Origin of the sequence: Microbacterium sp. cf332 (assembly GCF_900102175.1) — a bacterium.
Lineage (GTDB): Bacteria > Actinomycetota > Actinomycetes > Actinomycetales > Microbacteriaceae > Microbacterium.
Window position 1 is genome coordinate 67,117 of sequence record NZ_FNKN01000005.1, and the last position, 16,613, is coordinate 83,729.

At 70.0% G+C, this 16,613-nt stretch carries 14 protein-coding genes; 7 read left to right on the forward strand and 7 right to left on the reverse strand.

Annotation, left to right across the window (positions count from 1 at the left end; genetic code table 11):
- Positions 1-1,362: an ABC transporter substrate-binding protein gene (locus tag BLT21_RS15330; protein WP_091503897.1), complete on the forward strand. Its 1,362-nt coding sequence runs from the start codon at positions 1-3 to the stop codon at positions 1,360-1,362.
- A gap of 198 nt (positions 1,363-1,560) precedes the next feature.
- Here the strand turns inward: BLT21_RS15330 and BLT21_RS15335 are convergent, their stop codons facing one another.
- The 5 genes from BLT21_RS15335 to BLT21_RS15355 all read right to left on the reverse strand — a co-directional run bounded on the left by BLT21_RS15335 (position 1,561) and on the right by BLT21_RS15355 (position 6,186).
- Complete coding sequence (locus BLT21_RS15335; protein ID WP_091503900.1) at positions 1,561-1,881, reverse strand: hypothetical protein; 321 nt, start codon at positions 1,879-1,881, stop codon at positions 1,561-1,563.
- Positions 1,882-2,155: 274 nt separating this feature from the next.
- Complete coding sequence (locus BLT21_RS15340; RefSeq protein WP_091503903.1) at positions 2,156-2,878, reverse strand: ABC transporter ATP-binding protein; 723 nt, start codon at positions 2,876-2,878, stop codon at positions 2,156-2,158.
- The gene (locus BLT21_RS15345; protein WP_091503905.1) at positions 2,875-3,891 is read right to left on the reverse strand and encodes an ABC transporter ATP-binding protein; all 1,017 of its coding nucleotides are present in this window, start codon (positions 3,889-3,891) and stop codon (positions 2,875-2,877) included. The genes BLT21_RS15340 and BLT21_RS15345 overlap by 4 nt, the downstream gene beginning before the upstream one ends.
- Entirely contained in the window at positions 3,881-4,861 is a 981-nt protein-coding gene (locus tag BLT21_RS15350; protein WP_091503908.1) for a branched-chain amino acid ABC transporter permease, read from the reverse strand. Before BLT21_RS15350 ends, BLT21_RS15345 begins: the two co-directional genes overlap by 11 nt.
- 5 nt (positions 4,862-4,866) lie before the next feature.
- Positions 4,867-6,186, reverse strand: a complete 1,320-nt coding sequence (locus BLT21_RS15355) for a branched-chain amino acid ABC transporter permease (RefSeq protein WP_371113460.1) — start codon at positions 6,184-6,186, stop codon at positions 4,867-4,869.
- 200 nt (positions 6,187-6,386) lie between these two features.
- Here BLT21_RS15355 and guaB point away from each other — a divergent pair, with 200 nt between their 5' ends.
- A complete protein-coding gene (guaB, locus tag BLT21_RS15360) occupies positions 6,387-7,892 on the forward strand; it encodes an IMP dehydrogenase (RefSeq protein WP_091503912.1) in 1,506 nt (501 codons plus the stop codon).
- 116 nt (positions 7,893-8,008) lie between these two features.
- Here guaB and BLT21_RS15365 read toward each other — a convergent pair whose 3' ends face one another.
- Positions 8,009-8,842 carry an endonuclease domain-containing protein gene (locus tag BLT21_RS15365; protein ID WP_091503915.1) on the reverse strand — a complete coding sequence of 278 codons (834 nt, stop codon included), beginning with the start codon at positions 8,840-8,842 and terminating at the stop codon, positions 8,009-8,011.
- Positions 8,843-9,056: 214 nt separating this feature from the next.
- Positions 9,057-10,172, reverse strand: a complete 1,116-nt coding sequence (locus BLT21_RS15370; protein WP_091503918.1) for an FAD-dependent oxidoreductase — start codon at positions 10,170-10,172, stop codon at positions 9,057-9,059.
- Between the two features lie 102 nt (positions 10,173-10,274).
- Between BLT21_RS15370 and BLT21_RS15375 the strand changes: the two genes are divergently transcribed.
- Genes BLT21_RS15375 through guaA form a run of 5 tightly spaced genes read left to right on the forward strand, consistent with a single transcriptional unit; the run spans position 10,275 to position 16,170 of the window.
- Positions 10,275-11,963, forward strand: coding sequence for an ABC-F family ATP-binding cassette domain-containing protein (locus BLT21_RS15375; RefSeq protein ID WP_091503921.1), 1,689 nt, complete (start codon positions 10,275-10,277; stop codon positions 11,961-11,963).
- Between the two features lie 57 nt (positions 11,964-12,020).
- Complete coding sequence (locus BLT21_RS15380; protein ID WP_091503932.1) at positions 12,021-13,139, forward strand: GuaB3 family IMP dehydrogenase-related protein; 1,119 nt, start codon at positions 12,021-12,023, stop codon at positions 13,137-13,139.
- A gap of 1 nt (position 13,140) precedes the next feature.
- Entirely contained in the window at positions 13,141-14,061 is a 921-nt protein-coding gene (locus tag BLT21_RS15385; RefSeq protein WP_371113461.1) for an SURF1 family protein, read from the forward strand.
- 10 nt (positions 14,062-14,071) lie between these two features.
- On the forward strand, positions 14,072-14,593 hold the full coding sequence (locus BLT21_RS15390) for a DUF3817 domain-containing protein (protein WP_091503924.1): 522 nt from the start codon (positions 14,072-14,074) through the stop codon (positions 14,591-14,593).
- The gene (guaA, locus tag BLT21_RS15395) at positions 14,590-16,170 is read left to right on the forward strand and encodes a glutamine-hydrolyzing GMP synthase (protein WP_091503927.1); all 1,581 of its coding nucleotides are present in this window, start codon (positions 14,590-14,592) and stop codon (positions 16,168-16,170) included. The genes BLT21_RS15390 and guaA overlap by 4 nt, the downstream gene beginning before the upstream one ends.
- The last annotated feature ends 443 nt before the right edge of the window (positions 16,171-16,613 follow it).

Genomic DNA, 16,613 nt, shown 5'->3' on the forward strand with positions numbered 1-16,613 from the left:
ATGGGCGTTCTCACCCGTTCCCGCACCGCGAAGGTCCTCGGCGGTATCGCCGTGATCGGCGCGAGTGCCCTCGTCCTGGCCGGCTGTGCCGGCGGAAGCGAACCCGCCGCCTCGGGAGACGCCGGCGGCGACAGTGCGGCGGCCGACTTCCCGATCGACTGCGACGCAGCGGCGCCCGCGTCCTACACGCCGGAGTACACCTCGACCTCGACCGGTCCGGGCACCGACCTGACCTACACGATCGGTACGGCCCTGCCCGTCACCGGCAACCTCGCCTTCCTCGGCCCGCCCGAGATCTCGGCCACCGAGTTCGCCGCGTCGGAGATCAACGCCGCGGGCAAGGGCATCACGATCGACCTGAAGCAGGGCGACTCGGGCGACACCGACAACAAGGCGTACGAGACCGAGATCCCGCGTCTGCTGGGCGAAGGCGCCACGGCGATCATCGGCGCGGCCTCCTCGGGCACGTCCCTGCAGTTCATCGACCAGGTCATCGCGGCCGACGCCATCCAGTTCTCGCCGGCCAACACGTCGGCCGCCTTCACGGGATACGAGGACAAGGGCCTGTACTGGCGCACCGCCCCCTCGGACGTGCTCCAGGGCGAGGTGCTCGGTAACCTCATCGGCGCCGACGGCAACGAGACGCTCGGCATGATCGTCCTGAACGACGCCTACGGCACCGGTCTCGCGTGCTTCACGAAGGCCGCGTTCGAGGCCGCCGGCGGCGAGGTCGTCGCGACCTCGCTGTACAACACCGGTGACACGAACTTCTCGGCCCAGGTCGAGGACGTGCTCGCGGCCGGTCCCGACGCGATCGCCCTGATCACCTTCGAAGAGGTCAAGACGATCATCCCCGAGCTGATCGGCGCCGAGTTCCCGGCCGACAAGATGTACTTCGTCGACGGCAACCTCGCCAACTTCTCGGAGGACTTCGACCCGGGCACGCTGGCCGGCGCCAAGGGCACCTACCCGGCCGTCGACCCCTCGACGATCAGCTCGTTCCGCGACAGCCTCCAGGCGTACTGGACCGGTGCCGGCAACGCCGAGCTCGCCGACTACACGTACGCTCCCGAGTCTTACGACGCAGTCGTCCTGCTCGCCCTCGCGGCGCTTCAGGCCGGCTCGACGGCGGGCCCGGACGTCGCAGCGAACCTGCAGTCCGTCTCGGGCGGCACGGGCGAGGGCACGAAGTGCACGACGTTCGCCGAGTGCGCCGACCTGATCATCGCCGGTGAGGCCGCCGACTACGACGGCGTCTCGGGCCCGATCACCTTCGACGAGGTCGGCGACCCGACCGAGGCGTCGATCGGTGTCTTCGAGTACGGCGACGACAACAACTACGAGTTCCTCCGCGTCGGCTGACCCCGCGCACGAAGGGCCCCGGTCATCTCGACCGGGGCCCTTCGTCGTGTGCCCGCCGGGCGGAGCGAGGGTCGGTTGGCGCGTGCAGCCGCATCCCGGGGTGTGATGGGGCACCTGCTGCCAGGCGAAAGAGCGGGGCCAGGGCATCGCGGCGTCGGTCGGCGGTTGTGGCCCACGCCCTCGGGCGAGCGCGCCCCGTCAGCGGGCGGAGGACCACCCGCCTCGCCGCAGCGCGTCGCGCACCATCGGCACGGCGAGCGGGTGAGGGTGCCGGATGTGCGCCGAGGTCAGCCGCACGACCTCGAACCCCAGCGCGGCATACGCCCTGTGCTTCTCGATGTCGCGCGCCCACTGACTCCGCGACGTGCGATGGTGGTCGCTTTCGACCTCGGCGATGACGCCGTGCTCGGGCCAGACGGCATCCGCGATGCCCGCCAACCGCCCGCCGGGATCCCGGACCTCGCGGTCGAGGAGGGGCTCCGGCAGCCCCGCCTGTGTCAGGACGACGCGGTGGCGCACGAGAACGCCTCGCCGAGCGATGCGGGGAGGGGCTCCGGGCGTCGCGGCATCCCTCGATCATGCCGACGGTGCTCCGCAGCGCAGACGGCAGCCTCTCGACCTGCGCGCAGCTCGTCGCTCTTCCCCGCGGGGGAGGAGCCCCCCCCCGCTGCGTGCCGCGCCTCATCCCGGAAAAGCAGTTCGCCTGGCAGTTCCCGCCCCCTCCGTGAGAGAGAGGCGGCGAGAACTGCCAGGCGAAGAGGCACGAACCCCGGCCCTGGCCGAGCCAGAGGGCTCAGGTGCCGAGGGTGCCGAGGTAGAGGCCGATGACCTTGGGATCGTTCAGCAGTTCGCGGCCCGTACCCGTGTAGGCGTCTCGGCCCTGGTCGAGGACGTAGCCGCGGTCGCAGATCTGCAGGCAGCGCCGTGCGTTCTGCTCGACCATGATCGTGGTGACCCCGGCCTTGTTGATCTCGGACACCCGCAGGAAGGCCTCGTCCTGACGCGACGGCGACAGACCCGCGGACGGCTCGTCGAGGAGCAGGACGTACGGGTCCATCATGAGCGCGCGGCCCATGGCGACCATCTGACGCTCGCCACCCGACAGCGAGCCCGCCCGCTGCTGCAGGCGCTTGGCGAGGTCGGGGAAGATCGACGTGACGAAGTCGGTGCGCTCGGCGACCACCTTCGGGCGCTGGTACGCCCCCATCTGCAGGTTCTCGGCGATCGTCAGGCTCGGGAAGACGTTGTTCGTCTGCGGCACGAAGCCGACGCCTTTCGAGACGAGCTTGTTGGCGCGCAGGCCCGTGATCTCCTCGCCGTTGAGCTTCACCGAGCCCGAACGGACCTTGACCTGTCCGAAGATGGCCTTGAGCATCGTGGACTTGCCGGCACCGTTCGGGCCGATGATGCCGACCAGCTCGCCCGGAGCAGCGGTGAGGTTCGCCCCGTTGAGGATGTTGACACCGGGCAGGTAGCCCGCGTGGACGTCGGACAGCTCGACGACGTTCTCGGTCACTTGCGGTCCCCATCCTTCTCGGCGTCCGGAGCGCCGGCGGCATCCGTCGGCGCCTCGTCGATCGCCTGGTCGAGCTCGTGCACCGTCTCGAGGAGCTCCTCCGCCTCCGGCGGCAGCTCACCGGCGTGACGGCCCGTCACGACGCCGAGGTCGACGTCCTGGTGGGCGCCGAGGTACGCGTCGATGACGGCGGGATTCTGCATCACGGTGTCGGGCGGTCCCTCGGCGACGACGCGTCCCTCGGCCATCACGACGACCCAGTCGGCGATGTGCCGGACCATGTGCATGTCGTGCTCGACGAAGACGACGGTCATCCCGAGGTCCTTCAGGTCGAGGATGTGGTCGAGCAGCGACTGCGTCAGCGCGGGGTTCACACCGGCCATCGGCTCGTCGAGCATGACGAGGACGGGGTCGCTCATGAGTGCTCGCGCCATCTCGAGCAGCTTCCGCTGCCCGCCCGAGAGCGAGGCGGCGAAGTCCTTCTCCTTCGTGTCGAGCTTGAAGCGTGCGAGCAGCCCGCGGGCCTTCTCCTCGATCGCGGTCTCCTGCTTGCGCCACAGGAAGGGCAGGATGCCGGCGAAGATGCCCTCACCGGTCTGCTTCGGAGCGCCGAGCTTCATGTTCTCGAGCACCGTGAGCAGACCGAGCGACTTGGTCAGCTGGAACGTGCGGACCTGCCCCATGCGTGCCGCCTTGAAGGCGGGGATGCCGGCCAGGTTCTTGCCGTCGAACGACCACGAGCCCGAGTTGGGCTTGTCGAAGCCCGTCAGCAGGTTGAACAGCGTGGTCTTGCCGGCGCCGTTGGGTCCGATGAGCGCCGTGATGGCGCCGCGGGGGATCTCGAGGTGCTCGACGTCCACGGCGGTCAGACCGCCGAAGATGCGCTTGACCCCGTCGGCGACGATGATCGGGTCGTTCTTCGCGACGCCGGGGCGGACCTCGCCGCTGCCGTCGTCTTTGTGCAGGCCGGTCGCCTTGGGGCGCGGGGTGGGGGGAACGACGTCAGCGGACAAAGGTCAGCTCCTTCTTGCTTCCGAGGATGCCCTGCGGGCGGAAGATCACCAGCAGCATCAGCGCCACGCCGACCAGCACGAACACGAGCATCTGGCTCTGCTCGGTGGTCAGGAAGGGCAGCCATCCGATGTTCACGAGCGCCGGCAGCAGGTTCGAGAGGAATGCGCGGACCACCCAGAACAGCACCGCGCCGAGCACGGGGCCGAAGATGGTGGCCGCACCGCCGAGCAGCAGGGCGGTCCAGACGTAGAACGTCTGCGAGGTGACATACACGTTCGGGTTGACGTTCGTGCCCATCGCGGTGACGATGCCGCCGGCCGCGATGATGACGCCGCCGACGATGAGCGCCTGCATCTTGAACGCGAACACGTTCTTGCCGAGCGAGCGGACGGCGTCCTCGTCCTCGCGGATGCCGCGGATGACGCGTCCCCACGGGCTGCGCATGAGCAGCCACACGAGGGTGATGACGATCGCGATCGTGATGATGCCGACGATGATGACCCACCACTGGTCCGACTGGTAGGTCCAGGGGCCGAAGCCCCAGCGCCCGGGCGGCAGGGGATTGCTCGCCCGGAAGCCGGCCTGGAACCCCGAGAGGCCGTCGGCCGATCCGGTCTGGTTGCGGAACGCCGACGTGAGGAAGAGCAGACGCAGCACCTCGGCGGCGGCGATCGTGACGATCGCGAGGTAGTCGCCGCGCAGGCGCAGCGTCGGGATGCCCATCACGAGGGCGAAGACGACCGCGGCGATGAGACCGATGAGCGCCGCGACCGGCCAGGCCAGGCCGAAGGTGAGGATCGAGATCGCGAACCCGTACGCGCCGATGGCCATGAAGCCGGCGACGCCCATGTTGAGCAGACCGGCGAAGCCGAAGTGCACCGAGAGCCCGATGGCGGCCAGGATGTAGCCGAGCGTCGCCGGGGCGAGGATCTGGGCCGCGGTGTTGCTGAGGATCTGAAGGATGTTCACGATGCCTATCCGATTCGCTCTCGGCGCCCGAGGAGACCCTGCGGGCGGAACAGCAGGATGACGATCAGCACGACCAGCGCGCCGACGTACTTGAGGTCCGAGGGGATCCACAGCGTCGACACCTCGACGAGCAGCCCCACGATGATGGCGCCCACGAGCGCGCCGAACGCGGTCCCGAGGCCACCGAGGGTGACGGCGGCGAAGATGAGCAGCAGGATGCTCGTGCCCATGTCCCACTTGATGCCGGGCCGGAAGTACGCCCACAGCACGCCGGAGAGGCCGGCGAGGGCCGCAGCGACCACCCAGACCACGCGGACGACGGCGTCGACGTCGATGCCGCTCGCGGCAGCCAGCGACGGGTTGTCGGAGACGGCGCGGGTGGCGCGTCCGATGCGGGTGCGCATGAGCCACCACGCGAAGCCGGCGATCACGACGAGCGAGACGCCCATGCTGACCACGTCGGTGATGGTCAGGCGGATCGGCCCCAGACCCGGGATGACGGCCGTCGAGCCGCCCGGGAGCTGCGCCGTGCCACCGCCGACGAACATCTGGAAGATGTAGCGCAGGGCCAGCGAGAGACCGATCGAGACGATCATCAGCTGCACCGTGCCGAGACCGCGCCGTCGCAGGGGGCGCCAGAGGCCGGCATCCATCGTCAACCCGAACAGCGCCGAGACGGCGACTGCGAGCGGGATCGCGATCCAGATCGGCAGGCTGAAGCCCGCTGAGAACAGCAGCGCCGCCAGCGCGCCGAAGGTCACCATCTCGCCGTGGGCGAAGTTCGACAGGCCGGTGGTGCCGAACACCAGCGACAGGCCGATGGCCGCGAGGGCCAGCATGAGCCCGAAGTTCAAGCCGTTCACGGTGCGCGAGATCAGCTGATCCAGGAAGGTCGCGGTCTGACGCTCGGCCGCTTCGAGGGTGAAGTTGCGCGTGATGGTGCTCGTCGCGCCGAACTCGACCTCGATGGTCGACTCGAAGCCCTCCGGGACCGTCACCCCCGAGGGGAGGCTGTCTTCGACGAGCTCGACCGTGTAGGCGACGTCCTTCGTCGGGACGCCGATCGCGAAGCTTCCGTTCGCCTCGGTCTCGCCCTCGGCTTCGAAGTCGCCGCCCGTCACGACGATCGTCGCGCCCTCGACGGGCTCGCCGCCCGTGCGGACGTTACCGGCGATCGTGAACGGCAACGACTCGGGGTCGTCACCGGCGGCCATTGCGGGGGAGGCGATGCCCACGAACGCGACCGCGGCCAGGAGGCCGGCGATCAACGTCGAGAGCACTCGCCTCGGGCGACGAACAGCGTGCGTCGTCGGGGTGATCGCCACTGGCACCTCCTGAGTCGTGGTCGAACGCGCCGAGAGGTACCGGTTCGGTGGCTTCGGCGACACCTGAACGTATGCGCTGATTGTTGCCTGCGTGTTACCGGTGCGCAACTTCGATCGCGGTGTGTCGTTTGCGGGATGAAGACCGGGAATTCCGCGGGGCCTCGGACGCTTAGAATCGTTGAGACTTTCAAGGAGTGCGCATGAGCGACTACAACGACCCGTTCGGATTCGTCGGCCTCACCTACGACGACGTCCTCCTGCTTCCGGGGCATACCGACGTCATCCCCTCCGAGGCGGACACCTCTTCGCGCGTGACCCGTCGCATCACCGTGGCCACCCCGCTGCTGTCGGCGGCGATGGACACGGTCACCGAGGCGCGGCTCGCGATCGCGATCGCGCGCGAGGGCGGTCTGGGCATCATCCACCGCAACCTCTCGATCGAGGATCAGGCGGCGATGGTCGACCAGGTGAAGCGCAGCGAGTCGGGCATGATCACCGACCCCATCACCACGACCCCCGACGCGACCATCGAAGAGGTCGACGCCCTGTGCGGGCAGTACCGCATCTCGGGCCTGCCCGTCATCGACGAGGAGGGGCACCTGCTCGGCATCGTCACCAACCGCGACATGCGCTTCGTCTCGGGCTTCGAGCGGCAGACCACCAAGGTGCGCGACGTCATGACGAGCGAGAACCTCGTCACGGGCCGCGTCGGCATCGGCGCCAACGAGGTCATCGCGCTCTTCGCCCACCACCGCGTCGAGAAGCTCCCCCTGCTCGACGACGACGGCAAGCTCGCCGGTCTCATCACCATCAAGGACTTCGACAAGAGCGAGAAGTACCCCCTCGCCACGAAGGACGACCAGGGACGCCTGCGCGTCGGCGCCGCGATCGGCTTCTTCGGCGATGCGTGGCAGCGGGCCGAGGCCCTGCGCGACGCCGGTGTCGACGTCATCGTGGTCGACACCGCCAACGGTCAGTCCGCGGGCGTCATCGACATGGTGAAGCGCCTGAAGGCCGACGCATCCTTCGAGCACATCGACGTCATCGGCGGCAACGTCGCGACCCGCGAGGGTGCTCAGGCGCTCATCGAAGCCGGCGTGGACGCTGTGAAGGTGGGCGTCGGACCGGGCTCGATCTGCACGACGCGCGTCGTCGCGGGTGTCGGCGTCCCCCAGGTCACCGCGATCTACGAGGCGTCGCTCGCGGCGCGCGAGGCCGGCATCCCGATCATCGCCGACGGCGGCCTGCAGTATTCGGGCGACATCGCCAAGGCCCTCGTCGCCGGCGCCGACTCGGTCATGCTCGGCTCGCTGCTCGCGGGGACCGACGAGTCGCCGGGCGAGATCGTCTTCCAGGGTGGCAAGCAGTTCAAGCAGTATCGCGGCATGGGATCGCTCGGCGCGCTGCAGACCCGCGGCAAGAAGACCTCGTACTCGAAGGACCGCTACTTCCAGGCCGATGTCCCGAGTGACGACAAGCTGATCCCCGAGGGCATCGAGGGTCAGGTCGCCTACCGCGGCCCGGTCTCGGCCGTCGCGTACCAGCTGATCGGTGGACTGCGTCAGTCGATGTTCTACGTCGGCGCGCGCACGGTCGAGGAGCTGAAGGCGCGCGGCAAGTTCGTGCGCATCACCTCGGCCGGTCTCAAGGAGTCGCACCCGCACGACGTGCAGATCGTCGTCGAGGCACCCAACTACAAGCGCTGACCCGCGCTCGCCAGAGCGCACACGGAGGAGATCTGCACATCTGAGGTCCGTCAGACGACGGTCGCCCTCCGATGTGCAGATCTCCTTCGTTGTGTGGGGGGCATCGGCGTTCCGCGTCAGCTCGCATGGTGCAACCCCTGGGCGACGGCCGTCGCGATGAGCCCGTGCACGTGCGGCCAGTCGTCGACAACCTGCGCGTACGTGACGCGGATGACGTGGTAGCCATGCAGCATCAGCCGCGCGTCGTGCTCGATGTCGGACGCGCGCTGACGCCCGACGTGGTGGCCCCCGTCGATCTGCACCACGAGGCGCTCGCCGACGAGAAGATCGACCGGCCGCCCCAGTACCCAGACCTGCTGCCGTAGCGGCACTCCGAGCCACCGCAACCTCAGGGGAAGCATCGTCTCGAGACCGGAATCCGAGTAGGGGGCAGCCCGAGCCCACAGCCGCCGCGCGGCCGGCGGCAGGTCGAGCCGGCCCAGCACCTCGCGCGAGGTGAGCTGCTGGCGGAGCGCGGACTCCCAGATCACGAGGGCGGGTTCGAGCGGCTGGCACCGTGCCACGGTCACCAGGACGTTCTCGATCGGGTCGACGAGCGCATCCGGATGCCGCGGCACGGCGGGCTCGTGCCAGTGCACGGTCGCCCGCTGCGTGGGGGCCCGGCCCGCGTGCGGCCTCGCCGCGACGTGCGGTCGGTCCTCGGCGAGGACCCAGAGGCCGAGCCTCCGAGCCGCGCTGATGCATGCGATCACGACGCCGTGACGTGCGGCGCTGACGAGTTCGGGGTCTGCATCGGGGAGCGCGACCCAGCCTCGTCGCACCCGGAGCAGAGCGCCCGTCGCGATCGCGGTCTGGATCCGATGCCGTGACGCGCCGGCATCGGACAGGGCGCTCGTCCGTGCGACGCCGCCGGTTCGCCGCATCCACGACGCCAGGTGGCCTTGGTCCATCGCTCGATGCTCGACCCGCCGCATCCGGGATGCTGCGTCTCGACCGCGATCTGGGGATGCGAGCCGGCGGTGAGGTGCCGGGGAGGAACGGCTACCGGCGGTGGCTCACCTCGTGGGGGAGGAGTTCTGCGTCAGGGAGGAGACGCGCGCCCCATGTCTCCTCCGACGTGTCGATCTCCTCCTCAGCGTCCCCTCGCCGCGCCCCCGCCCGGGCTCATTCTGCGGGCAGGCGGAACGGCGCGGCGGCGCGGGCGGCGGGGTCGAGGGCGAGATCGGCGAGCGTCGCGCCGACGCCGGGGGCGAACTTGAAGCCGTGGCCGGAGAAGCCCGCGCCCACGACGAGCGGGCCGACGCGATCGAGCACGAAGGCGCTGTCGTCCGTCGAGGTGTACGTGCACGACAGATGCACGGCTGAGTCCGGGTCGAGGCCCGGCATCCACTCGCGCACGTAGTCGACGAGCGTGTCGTGATGGGTCACGCGGTGCGGCCGCTCGTCCGGGTCGACCACGTCGCCGACGCGGTGGAACCCGACCTTGATCCCTTCGCCGGGGGTGGGCATGCCGTAGACCGGGGCGGGATAGCGTGCCGGGTCGAGGCGATGGTTGAACGAGGGCCACGGGCCGGTCGTCGCCGCGAAGTGCGCCGGGGTCTCCTCCGTGACCGTCAGACGCGGCAGGCGGATGCCGGGCAGCAGGCCCGCCGTCCACGCGCCGACCGTTGCGACGATGACATCGGCGTCGATCGCACCGCCATCCGCGAGCCGGACGCGCGCGCCGTCGTCGCCGAGGTGGTCGATCCCCGAGACCGGCGCACCCCACCGCACCTCGCCGCCGGCCCCGAGCACCCGCCGCTCGAGCTCGAGCATCGCCGTCGATGCGCGAGCGACGCCGGCGTCGGGAGAGAACAGCACATCCGAGGCGAAGCGCATGCCCGGCCACCGCAGGACGGCCTCCGGACCCGTCAGCATCTCGGCGGGGATGCCGCGGTCGAGCAGGCTCCGAGCGATCGTCTCGAGTCCGGCCTCGCCGTCGTCCGCACCGCCCCCGAGGTCGCTGCCCGCACCATGGGTGACGAGCCCGTGCCGCCGGAGCAGCGGCTCGCCGTCCACGTCGCCGAGGGCATCCCACCCCTCCCGCGCCCGCTGCAGCAGATCGAGGTAGTGCGCGTCGGCGTAGGCGTTGTTGAAATTGCGGGTCTCGCCGTGCGACGCCCCGTGGGTGTGTCCCCGTCCGAAGCGCTCGAGCACGAGGGGTCGCTCGCCACGCCGGGTCAGCGCCCAAGCCGTCGCGAGGCCGATGATGCCCGCGCCGACGATCACGATGCGTGTCATGACGCCAGCATCCCACCCCCACGGGGCGGGCGTGCACGACCGCCCCGCCGAGGTGCGATAGCCTGGTCGGCTCCGCAGTGGAGCGGAAAGGCCCGGTCCACCATGGGTTCGCTCGACATCCAGGGTGTCTCGTTCACCCTCCCCGACGGCAGGCCGCTGCTCGACGAGGTCACGTTCCGCGTCGCCGCGGGCTCGACCACCGCGTTGATCGGCCAGAACGGCGCGGGGAAGTCGACCCTCCTCCGCATCGTCCGGGGGGATGCCGCGGCACACGGCGGCGTCGTGCAGATCGACGGCGGTCTCGGGGTCATGGACCAGTTCGTCGGGCACGGCGACGCCGGGGAGACCGTGCACGATCTCCTCATCTCGGTCGCGCCCGAGCGTGTGCGCCGCGCCGCGCGCGAGCTCGACGACGCCGAGAACGCCGTGATCGCCTCCGACGAGCTCGACACCCAGATGCGGTACGCCGGCGCGATCGCCGACTACGCCGACGCCGGCGGCTACGAGTACGAGACCGTCTGGGACACCTGCACGACCGCGGCCCTCGGCATCCCGTTCGAGCGGGCGCGCTTCCGCGAGCTGACGACGCTGTCGGGAGGCGAGCAGAAGCGCCTCGCACTCGAAGCCCTGCTGCGCGGCCCCGACGAGGTCCTCCTGCTCGACGAGCCCGACAACTATCTCGATGTCCCGGGCAAGCGCTGGCTCGAGGAGCGGCTGCGCGAGACGGCGAAGACGGTGCTGCTCGTCTCGCACGACCGCGAGATGCTCGCCCGCGCCGCCGATCGCATCGTCACGCTCGAGGCCGGGGGAGCGGGCAGTACGGCGTGGGTGCACGGCGGGGGCTTCGAGACGTATCACCGGGCCCGCGACGACCGCATGGCCCGCCTCGACGAGCTCCGTCGCCGCTGGGACGAGGAGCACGCGAAGCTGAAGCGGTTCGTCGCCGATATGAAGGCGAAGGCCGCGGCCAGCGACGAGTTCGCCTCTCGCTACCGCGCGGCTCAGACGCGCCTGCGTCGCTTCGAGGATGCCGGTCCTCCCGAGGAACGCCCGCCGGAGCAGAACCTCGAACTGCGGCTGCGCGGCTCGCGCACGGGCAAACGCGCCGTCGTGGCCGACGGTCTCGAGCTGACGGGACTCATGCGGCCGTTCGATCTCGAGGTGTGGTTCGGCGACCGCGTGGCCGTGCTCGGGTCGAACGGCTCGGGCAAGTCGCATTTCCTGCGTCTGCTCGCCGCGGGCGGCACGGCACCCGATTCCCTGCTCGGCCACATCACCGCCGTCGGGGCCGGCCTCGAGCCCGTCGCGCACACCGGCACGGCCGCCCTCGGCGCCCGCGTCGTGCCCGGCTGGTTCGCGCAGACCCATCGGCATCCGGAGTTCACCGGACGCACGCTGCTCGAGATCCTGCACCGGGGCGACGATCGCCGGGCCGGGATGCCGAGGGATGCCGCCAGCTCGGCGCTCGACCGCTACGGCCTGGTCCGCCAGGCCGAACAGGGCTTCGACAGCCTGTCGGGCGGCCAGCAGGCGCGCTTCCAGGTGCTGCTGCTCGAGCTGTCGGGGGCGACGCTGCTGCTGCTCGACGAGCCCACCGACAACCTGGATCTCACGTCGGCCGAGGCGCTCGAGCGCGCGCTCGCCGCCTTCGAGGGGACGGTGCTCGCGGTTACGCACGACCGTTGGTTCGCCCGCTCGTTCGATCGGTTCGTCGTCTTCGGCGGCGACGGGCGCGTCTACGAGTCCGACGAGGCCGTCTGGGACGAGCAGCGTGTCGTCCGTGCGCGCTGAACGGGCGGCCGGTCCGGATGGCGGGTCCGGACCGGCCGGTAGGCTGAGGGGGTGACCATGGAGATCGAGCTCGGCCGCGCCAAGCGCGCCCGTCGGGCCTACGCGTTCGACGACATCGCGGTCGTGCCCTCGCGGCGCACCCGCAACACCGAGGACGTGTCGACCGCCTGGTCGATCGACGCGTTCCAGTTCTCGATCCCGGTGCTCGGCGCCCCGATGGACTCGGTGACCAGTCCCCGCACCGCGATCATGCTGGGTCAGCTCGGCGGCCTCGGCGTGCTCGACCTCGAGGGGCTCTGGACGCGCTACGACGACCCTGAGCCGCTGCTGGCCGAGATCGCCGCGCTGCCCGACGTCGCGGCGACCCGCCGCATGCAGGAGCTGTACGCCGAGCCGATCAAACCCGAGCTCGTTCGCGACCGTCTCGCCGAGATCCGCGCGGCGGGCGTCACCGTCGCCGGCTCGCTGACTCCGCAGCGCACCCAGGAGCTCTACGAGACCGTCGTCGCCGCGGGCGTCGACCTCTTCGTCATCCGCGGCACGACCGTCTCGGCCGAGCACGTCTCGAGCGTCGACGAGCCGCTGAACCTCAAGAAGTTCATCTACGACCTCGACGTGCCCGTCATCGTCGGCGGAGCCGCGACCTACACCGCGGCGCTCCACCTCATGCGGACGGGAGCAGCCGGTGTGCTCGTCGGTTTCGGCGGCGGTGCGGCATCGACCACCCGGGCGACGCTCGGTCTGCACGCCCCCATGGCGACGGCCGTGGCCGACGTCGCCGGTGCGCGACGCGACTATCTCGACGAGTCGGGCGGACGCTATGTCCACGTGATCGCCGACGGCGGGGTGGGAACCTCGGGCGACATCGTCAAGGCGCTCGCGATGGGCGCCGACGCCGTCATGCTCGGCGTCGCGCTCGCGCGCGCCACCGACGCGCCCGGTCACGGCTTCCACTGGGGCCCCGAGGCGCACCATGCGCAGCTCCCTCGCGGGCACCGCGTCAAGGTCGAGCAGGTCGCGTCGCTCGAAGAGGTGCTGTACGGACCGGCCCCCGTGGCCGACGGCACCGCGAACCTCATCGGCGCGCTGAAGAAGTCCATGGCGACCACCGGCTACTCCGACCTGAAGGAGTTCCAGCGCGTAGAGGTCGTGGTGGCGCCGTACAGCGTGCGGTGACATGAGCTCTCCCGACCCCGCTCCGACCACGCCCCTGGCGGCCGCCGCCTTCGCGCCGACCTTGCGCGAGGTCATGTTGCGACCCTGGTGGCTGGGCATGCTCGCATTCGCCCTGCTGGTCGCGGCGGTCTTCGCCTGGCTCGGGCAGTGGCAGCTCTCGCGCGCGGTCGACACCTCGCCGCCCGCGCCGGGCCAGACCGAGCAGGTGCGTCCGCTGGCTGACGTCGTCGCTCCGGGCGAGTACCTCCCGGAGCCGCTCGTCGGTCAGCGCGTGGAGGTGAGCGGATCGTTCGTCGCGGACGACTTCGACATCGTCTCCTCGCGCTACGACCGGGGCGAGGAGGGCTACTGGGTCACCGGACAGCTGCGCGTCGATCCCGGGGATGTCGCATCCGGCGTCCCGACGTCGATCGCGGTCGCGGTGGGGTGGACCGCCGATCGGGCCGAGGCCGAGCGCGTTGCCTCGACGCTCGACGTCGAGCCGCCCCAGGCGGTCGAGCTGGTGGGGCGCATCATCTCCGACGAGGGGCCGGCGATGCCGCCCCGGGGCGCCGACCCGCAGGAGATGACGCGGATGTCGCCGGCGGCTCTCCTCAGCCGCTGGCACGACACCGGGGGGCTCGACGTCTACCGCGGGTACCTGACGTCGGCGGAGTCGTTCGGCGGACTCGTCGCGATCCACTCGCCCGCGCCCGAGGAACGCTCGAACGTCAACTGGCTCAACATCTTCTACGCCGTCGAGTGGGCGGTCTTCGCGGGCTTCGCGTTCTACATGTGGTATCGCCTCGCCAAGGACGCCTGGGAGAAGGAGCTCGAGGACTTCGAGGACGCGGACTCCGACGGCGAGGGTGCCGCTCGCGGCCCCGCGGCGCCGGCGGACGCGTCGATGGCGGCGGGAAGCAGCCCGCCGGGCCGCGACTAGACTGGACACCATGCCCCGCGCCCCGAAGCTCGCCACGTTCCCGGCGATCCGGAACGCCCTGAGGTTCTACCAGATCTGCTCGGTCATCACGGGCGTGGGTCTGCTCCTGCTCCTGGCGGAGATGATCCTGAAGTACACCCCGATCCACACCGAGCTCTTCGCGGGCGGTTCGGGTGGTCTCCTCTGGTTCGCTCCGGTGATCGCCGGAGCCGACTGCGAATGGTGGTCGCTGTTCCTGCCGCAGACGAACTCGTGCGAGATGGTCTCGACCGGTGACGGCTTCAACATCTCGCTCGCGATCCTCGTCGTGCACGGCTGGTTCTACGTCGTGTACCTGTTCTCGTGCTTCCGCGTGTGGAGCCTCATGCGGTGGTCGTTCCCCCGCTTCATCCTGCTCGCGCTCGGCGGCGTCGTTCCCGCCCTCTCGTTCTTCATGGAGGCCCGCGTCGGCCGCGAGGTGAGGGCCTATCTCACCCAGCGCGAAGCCGCCGAGGCCGCCGCATCCATCCCCGCCACGGAAGGCACCCGGTGACAACTCAGACCGAAACGTCGCAGCGCCCTGTCCTCGTCGTCGACTTCGGCGCCCAGTACGCCCAGCTGATCGCCCGGCGCGTGCGCGAGGCCGGCGTCTACAGCGAACTCGTCCCGCACACCGCGACGGCGGAGGAGATCGCGGCGAAGGACCCGGTCGGCATCATCCTGTCGGGCGGCCCATCGTCGGTGTACGAGCCGGGCGCACCCGCGCTCGATGCCGGCGTCTTCGATCTCGGCGTGCCCACGCTCGGCATCTGCTACGGGTTCCAGGTGATGGCCCAGGCCCTCGGTGGCGAGGTCGCGAACACCGGGTTGCGCGAGTACGGCGCGACCGACGCGACGATCGTGACCGAGGGAACGCTGCTCGAGGGGCAGCCGGCCGAGCAGAACGTGTGGATGAGCCACGGCGACCAGGTCTCGCGTGCGCCCGAGGGCTTCGACGTGCTGGCGCGCACGGCGGCGACGCCCGTAGCCGCGTTCGCGAACGACGTCCGGAAGTTCTACGGGGTGCAGTGGCATCCCGAGGTCAAGCACTCCGACCACGGACAGAAGGTGCTCGAGAACTTCCTGCACAAGGCGGCAGGGCTTCCCGCCGACTGGAACAGCGGCAACGTCATCGCCGAGCAGATCGAGCGCATCCGAGAGCAGGTGGGGTCCGGACGCGTCATCTCCGCGCTGTCGGGCGGTGTCGACTCGGCGGTCTCGACGGCACTCGTGCACAAAGCCGTCGGAGACAAGCTGACGGCGATCTTCGTCGACCACGGTCTCCTCCGGAAGGGGGAGCGGGAACAGGTCGAGAACGACTACGTCGCATCGACGGGTGTCCGGCTGATCACGGTCGACGCCCGTGAGCGGTTCCTCGAAGCCCTCGCCGGGGTCAGCGACCCCGAGCAGAAGCGCAAGATCATCGGTCGCGAGTTCATCCGGGCCTTCGAGCAGGCCGAGCGCGACCTGATGGCCGAGGCGGCGGCCGACGGCGAACCGATCCGGTTCCTCGTGCAGGGCACCCTGTACCCGGATGTCGTCGAGTCGGGCGGCGGGGCCGGCACGGCCAACATCAAGAGCCATCACAACGTCGGAGGCCTGCCCGAAGACCTGCAGTTCGAGCTCATCGAGCCGCTCCGGACGCTGTTCAAGGACGAGGTCCGCGCGATCGGCCGCGAGCTCGGTCTGCCCGAGGCCATCGTCGGACGCCAGCCGTTTCCGGGGCCCGGCCTCGGCATCCGGATCGTGGGCGAGGTCACCGCTGATCGTCTCGAGATCCTGCGTGATGCCGACGCCATCGCTCGAGCGGAGCTGACGAAGGCGGGATTGGACGCGGAGATCTGGCAGTGCCCGGTCGTGCTGCTCGCCGATGTCCGTTCGGTCGGAGTCCAGGGGGATGGGCGCACCTACGGCCACCCGATCGTGCTGCGCCCCGTCTCGAGCGAGGACGCGATGACCGCCGACTGGACCCGCCTGCCGTACGACGTGCTCTCGAAGATCTCGAACCGCATCACGAACGAGGTGCGCGAAGTGAACCGCGTGGTGCTCGACGTCACGTCGAAGCCCCCGGGAACGATCGAGTGGGAGTGAGCGCGTCTCACGCGATGACGGCGGATGCCGCGGCCGAAGGGTCGCGGCATCCGCCGTTTTCCGCGTGATGACGCGGTTCTCGGCTTCCGACGGCCCCTGCGACACGCCCGGGATGTCGCGCCGCTTTGCCACGATGCCGGGAGCCGCGTAACTTATTACTTGTTCGCCCCACAGGGAAGAGCGAGAAGGCCGGGAGGCCTACGCCCCCTCAAGCGGAGAACAAATCCCATCCCAAACCTCCTTGCGAGAACAAAGCGCTTGCGTCTAGGATGGAACCTCCACCCCGAAGAGCAGTCCTCGACTGACACGGAACCTCGTTCCGGAGCCAGATCGAAGCGCGTCGTGGTGGGGTATGGTTGTGAAGTTGCCCTCTGGGCTGGCTGTGAGGTCAGTTGGGGGAGCGTCCGATCCTTGAGAACTCAACAGCGTGCACTTGTCAAATG

Bases quoted from the DNA above. Each gene is read 5' to 3' on its own strand.
- BLT21_RS15330 (WP_091503897.1), top strand. From the start codon at position 1: ATGGGCGTTCTCACCCGTTCCCGCACCGCGAAGGTCCTCGGCGGTATC.
- guaB (WP_091503912.1), top strand. From the start codon at position 6,387: ATGAGCGACTACAACGACCCGTTCGGATTCGTCGGCCTCACCTACGAC.
- BLT21_RS15365 (WP_091503915.1), bottom strand. From the start codon at position 8,842: ATGGACCAAGGCCACCTGGCGTCGTGGATGCGGCGAACCGGCGGCGTC.
- BLT21_RS15370 (WP_091503918.1), bottom strand. From the start codon at position 10,172: ATGACACGCATCGTGATCGTCGGCGCGGGCATCATCGGCCTCGCGACG.
- BLT21_RS15375 (WP_091503921.1), top strand. From the start codon at position 10,275: ATGGGTTCGCTCGACATCCAGGGTGTCTCGTTCACCCTCCCCGACGGC.
- BLT21_RS15380 (WP_091503932.1), top strand. From the start codon at position 12,021: ATGGAGATCGAGCTCGGCCGCGCCAAGCGCGCCCGTCGGGCCTACGCG.
- BLT21_RS15385 (WP_371113461.1), top strand. From the start codon at position 13,141: ATGAGCTCTCCCGACCCCGCTCCGACCACGCCCCTGGCGGCCGCCGCC.
- BLT21_RS15390 (WP_091503924.1), top strand. From the start codon at position 14,072: ATGCCCCGCGCCCCGAAGCTCGCCACGTTCCCGGCGATCCGGAACGCC.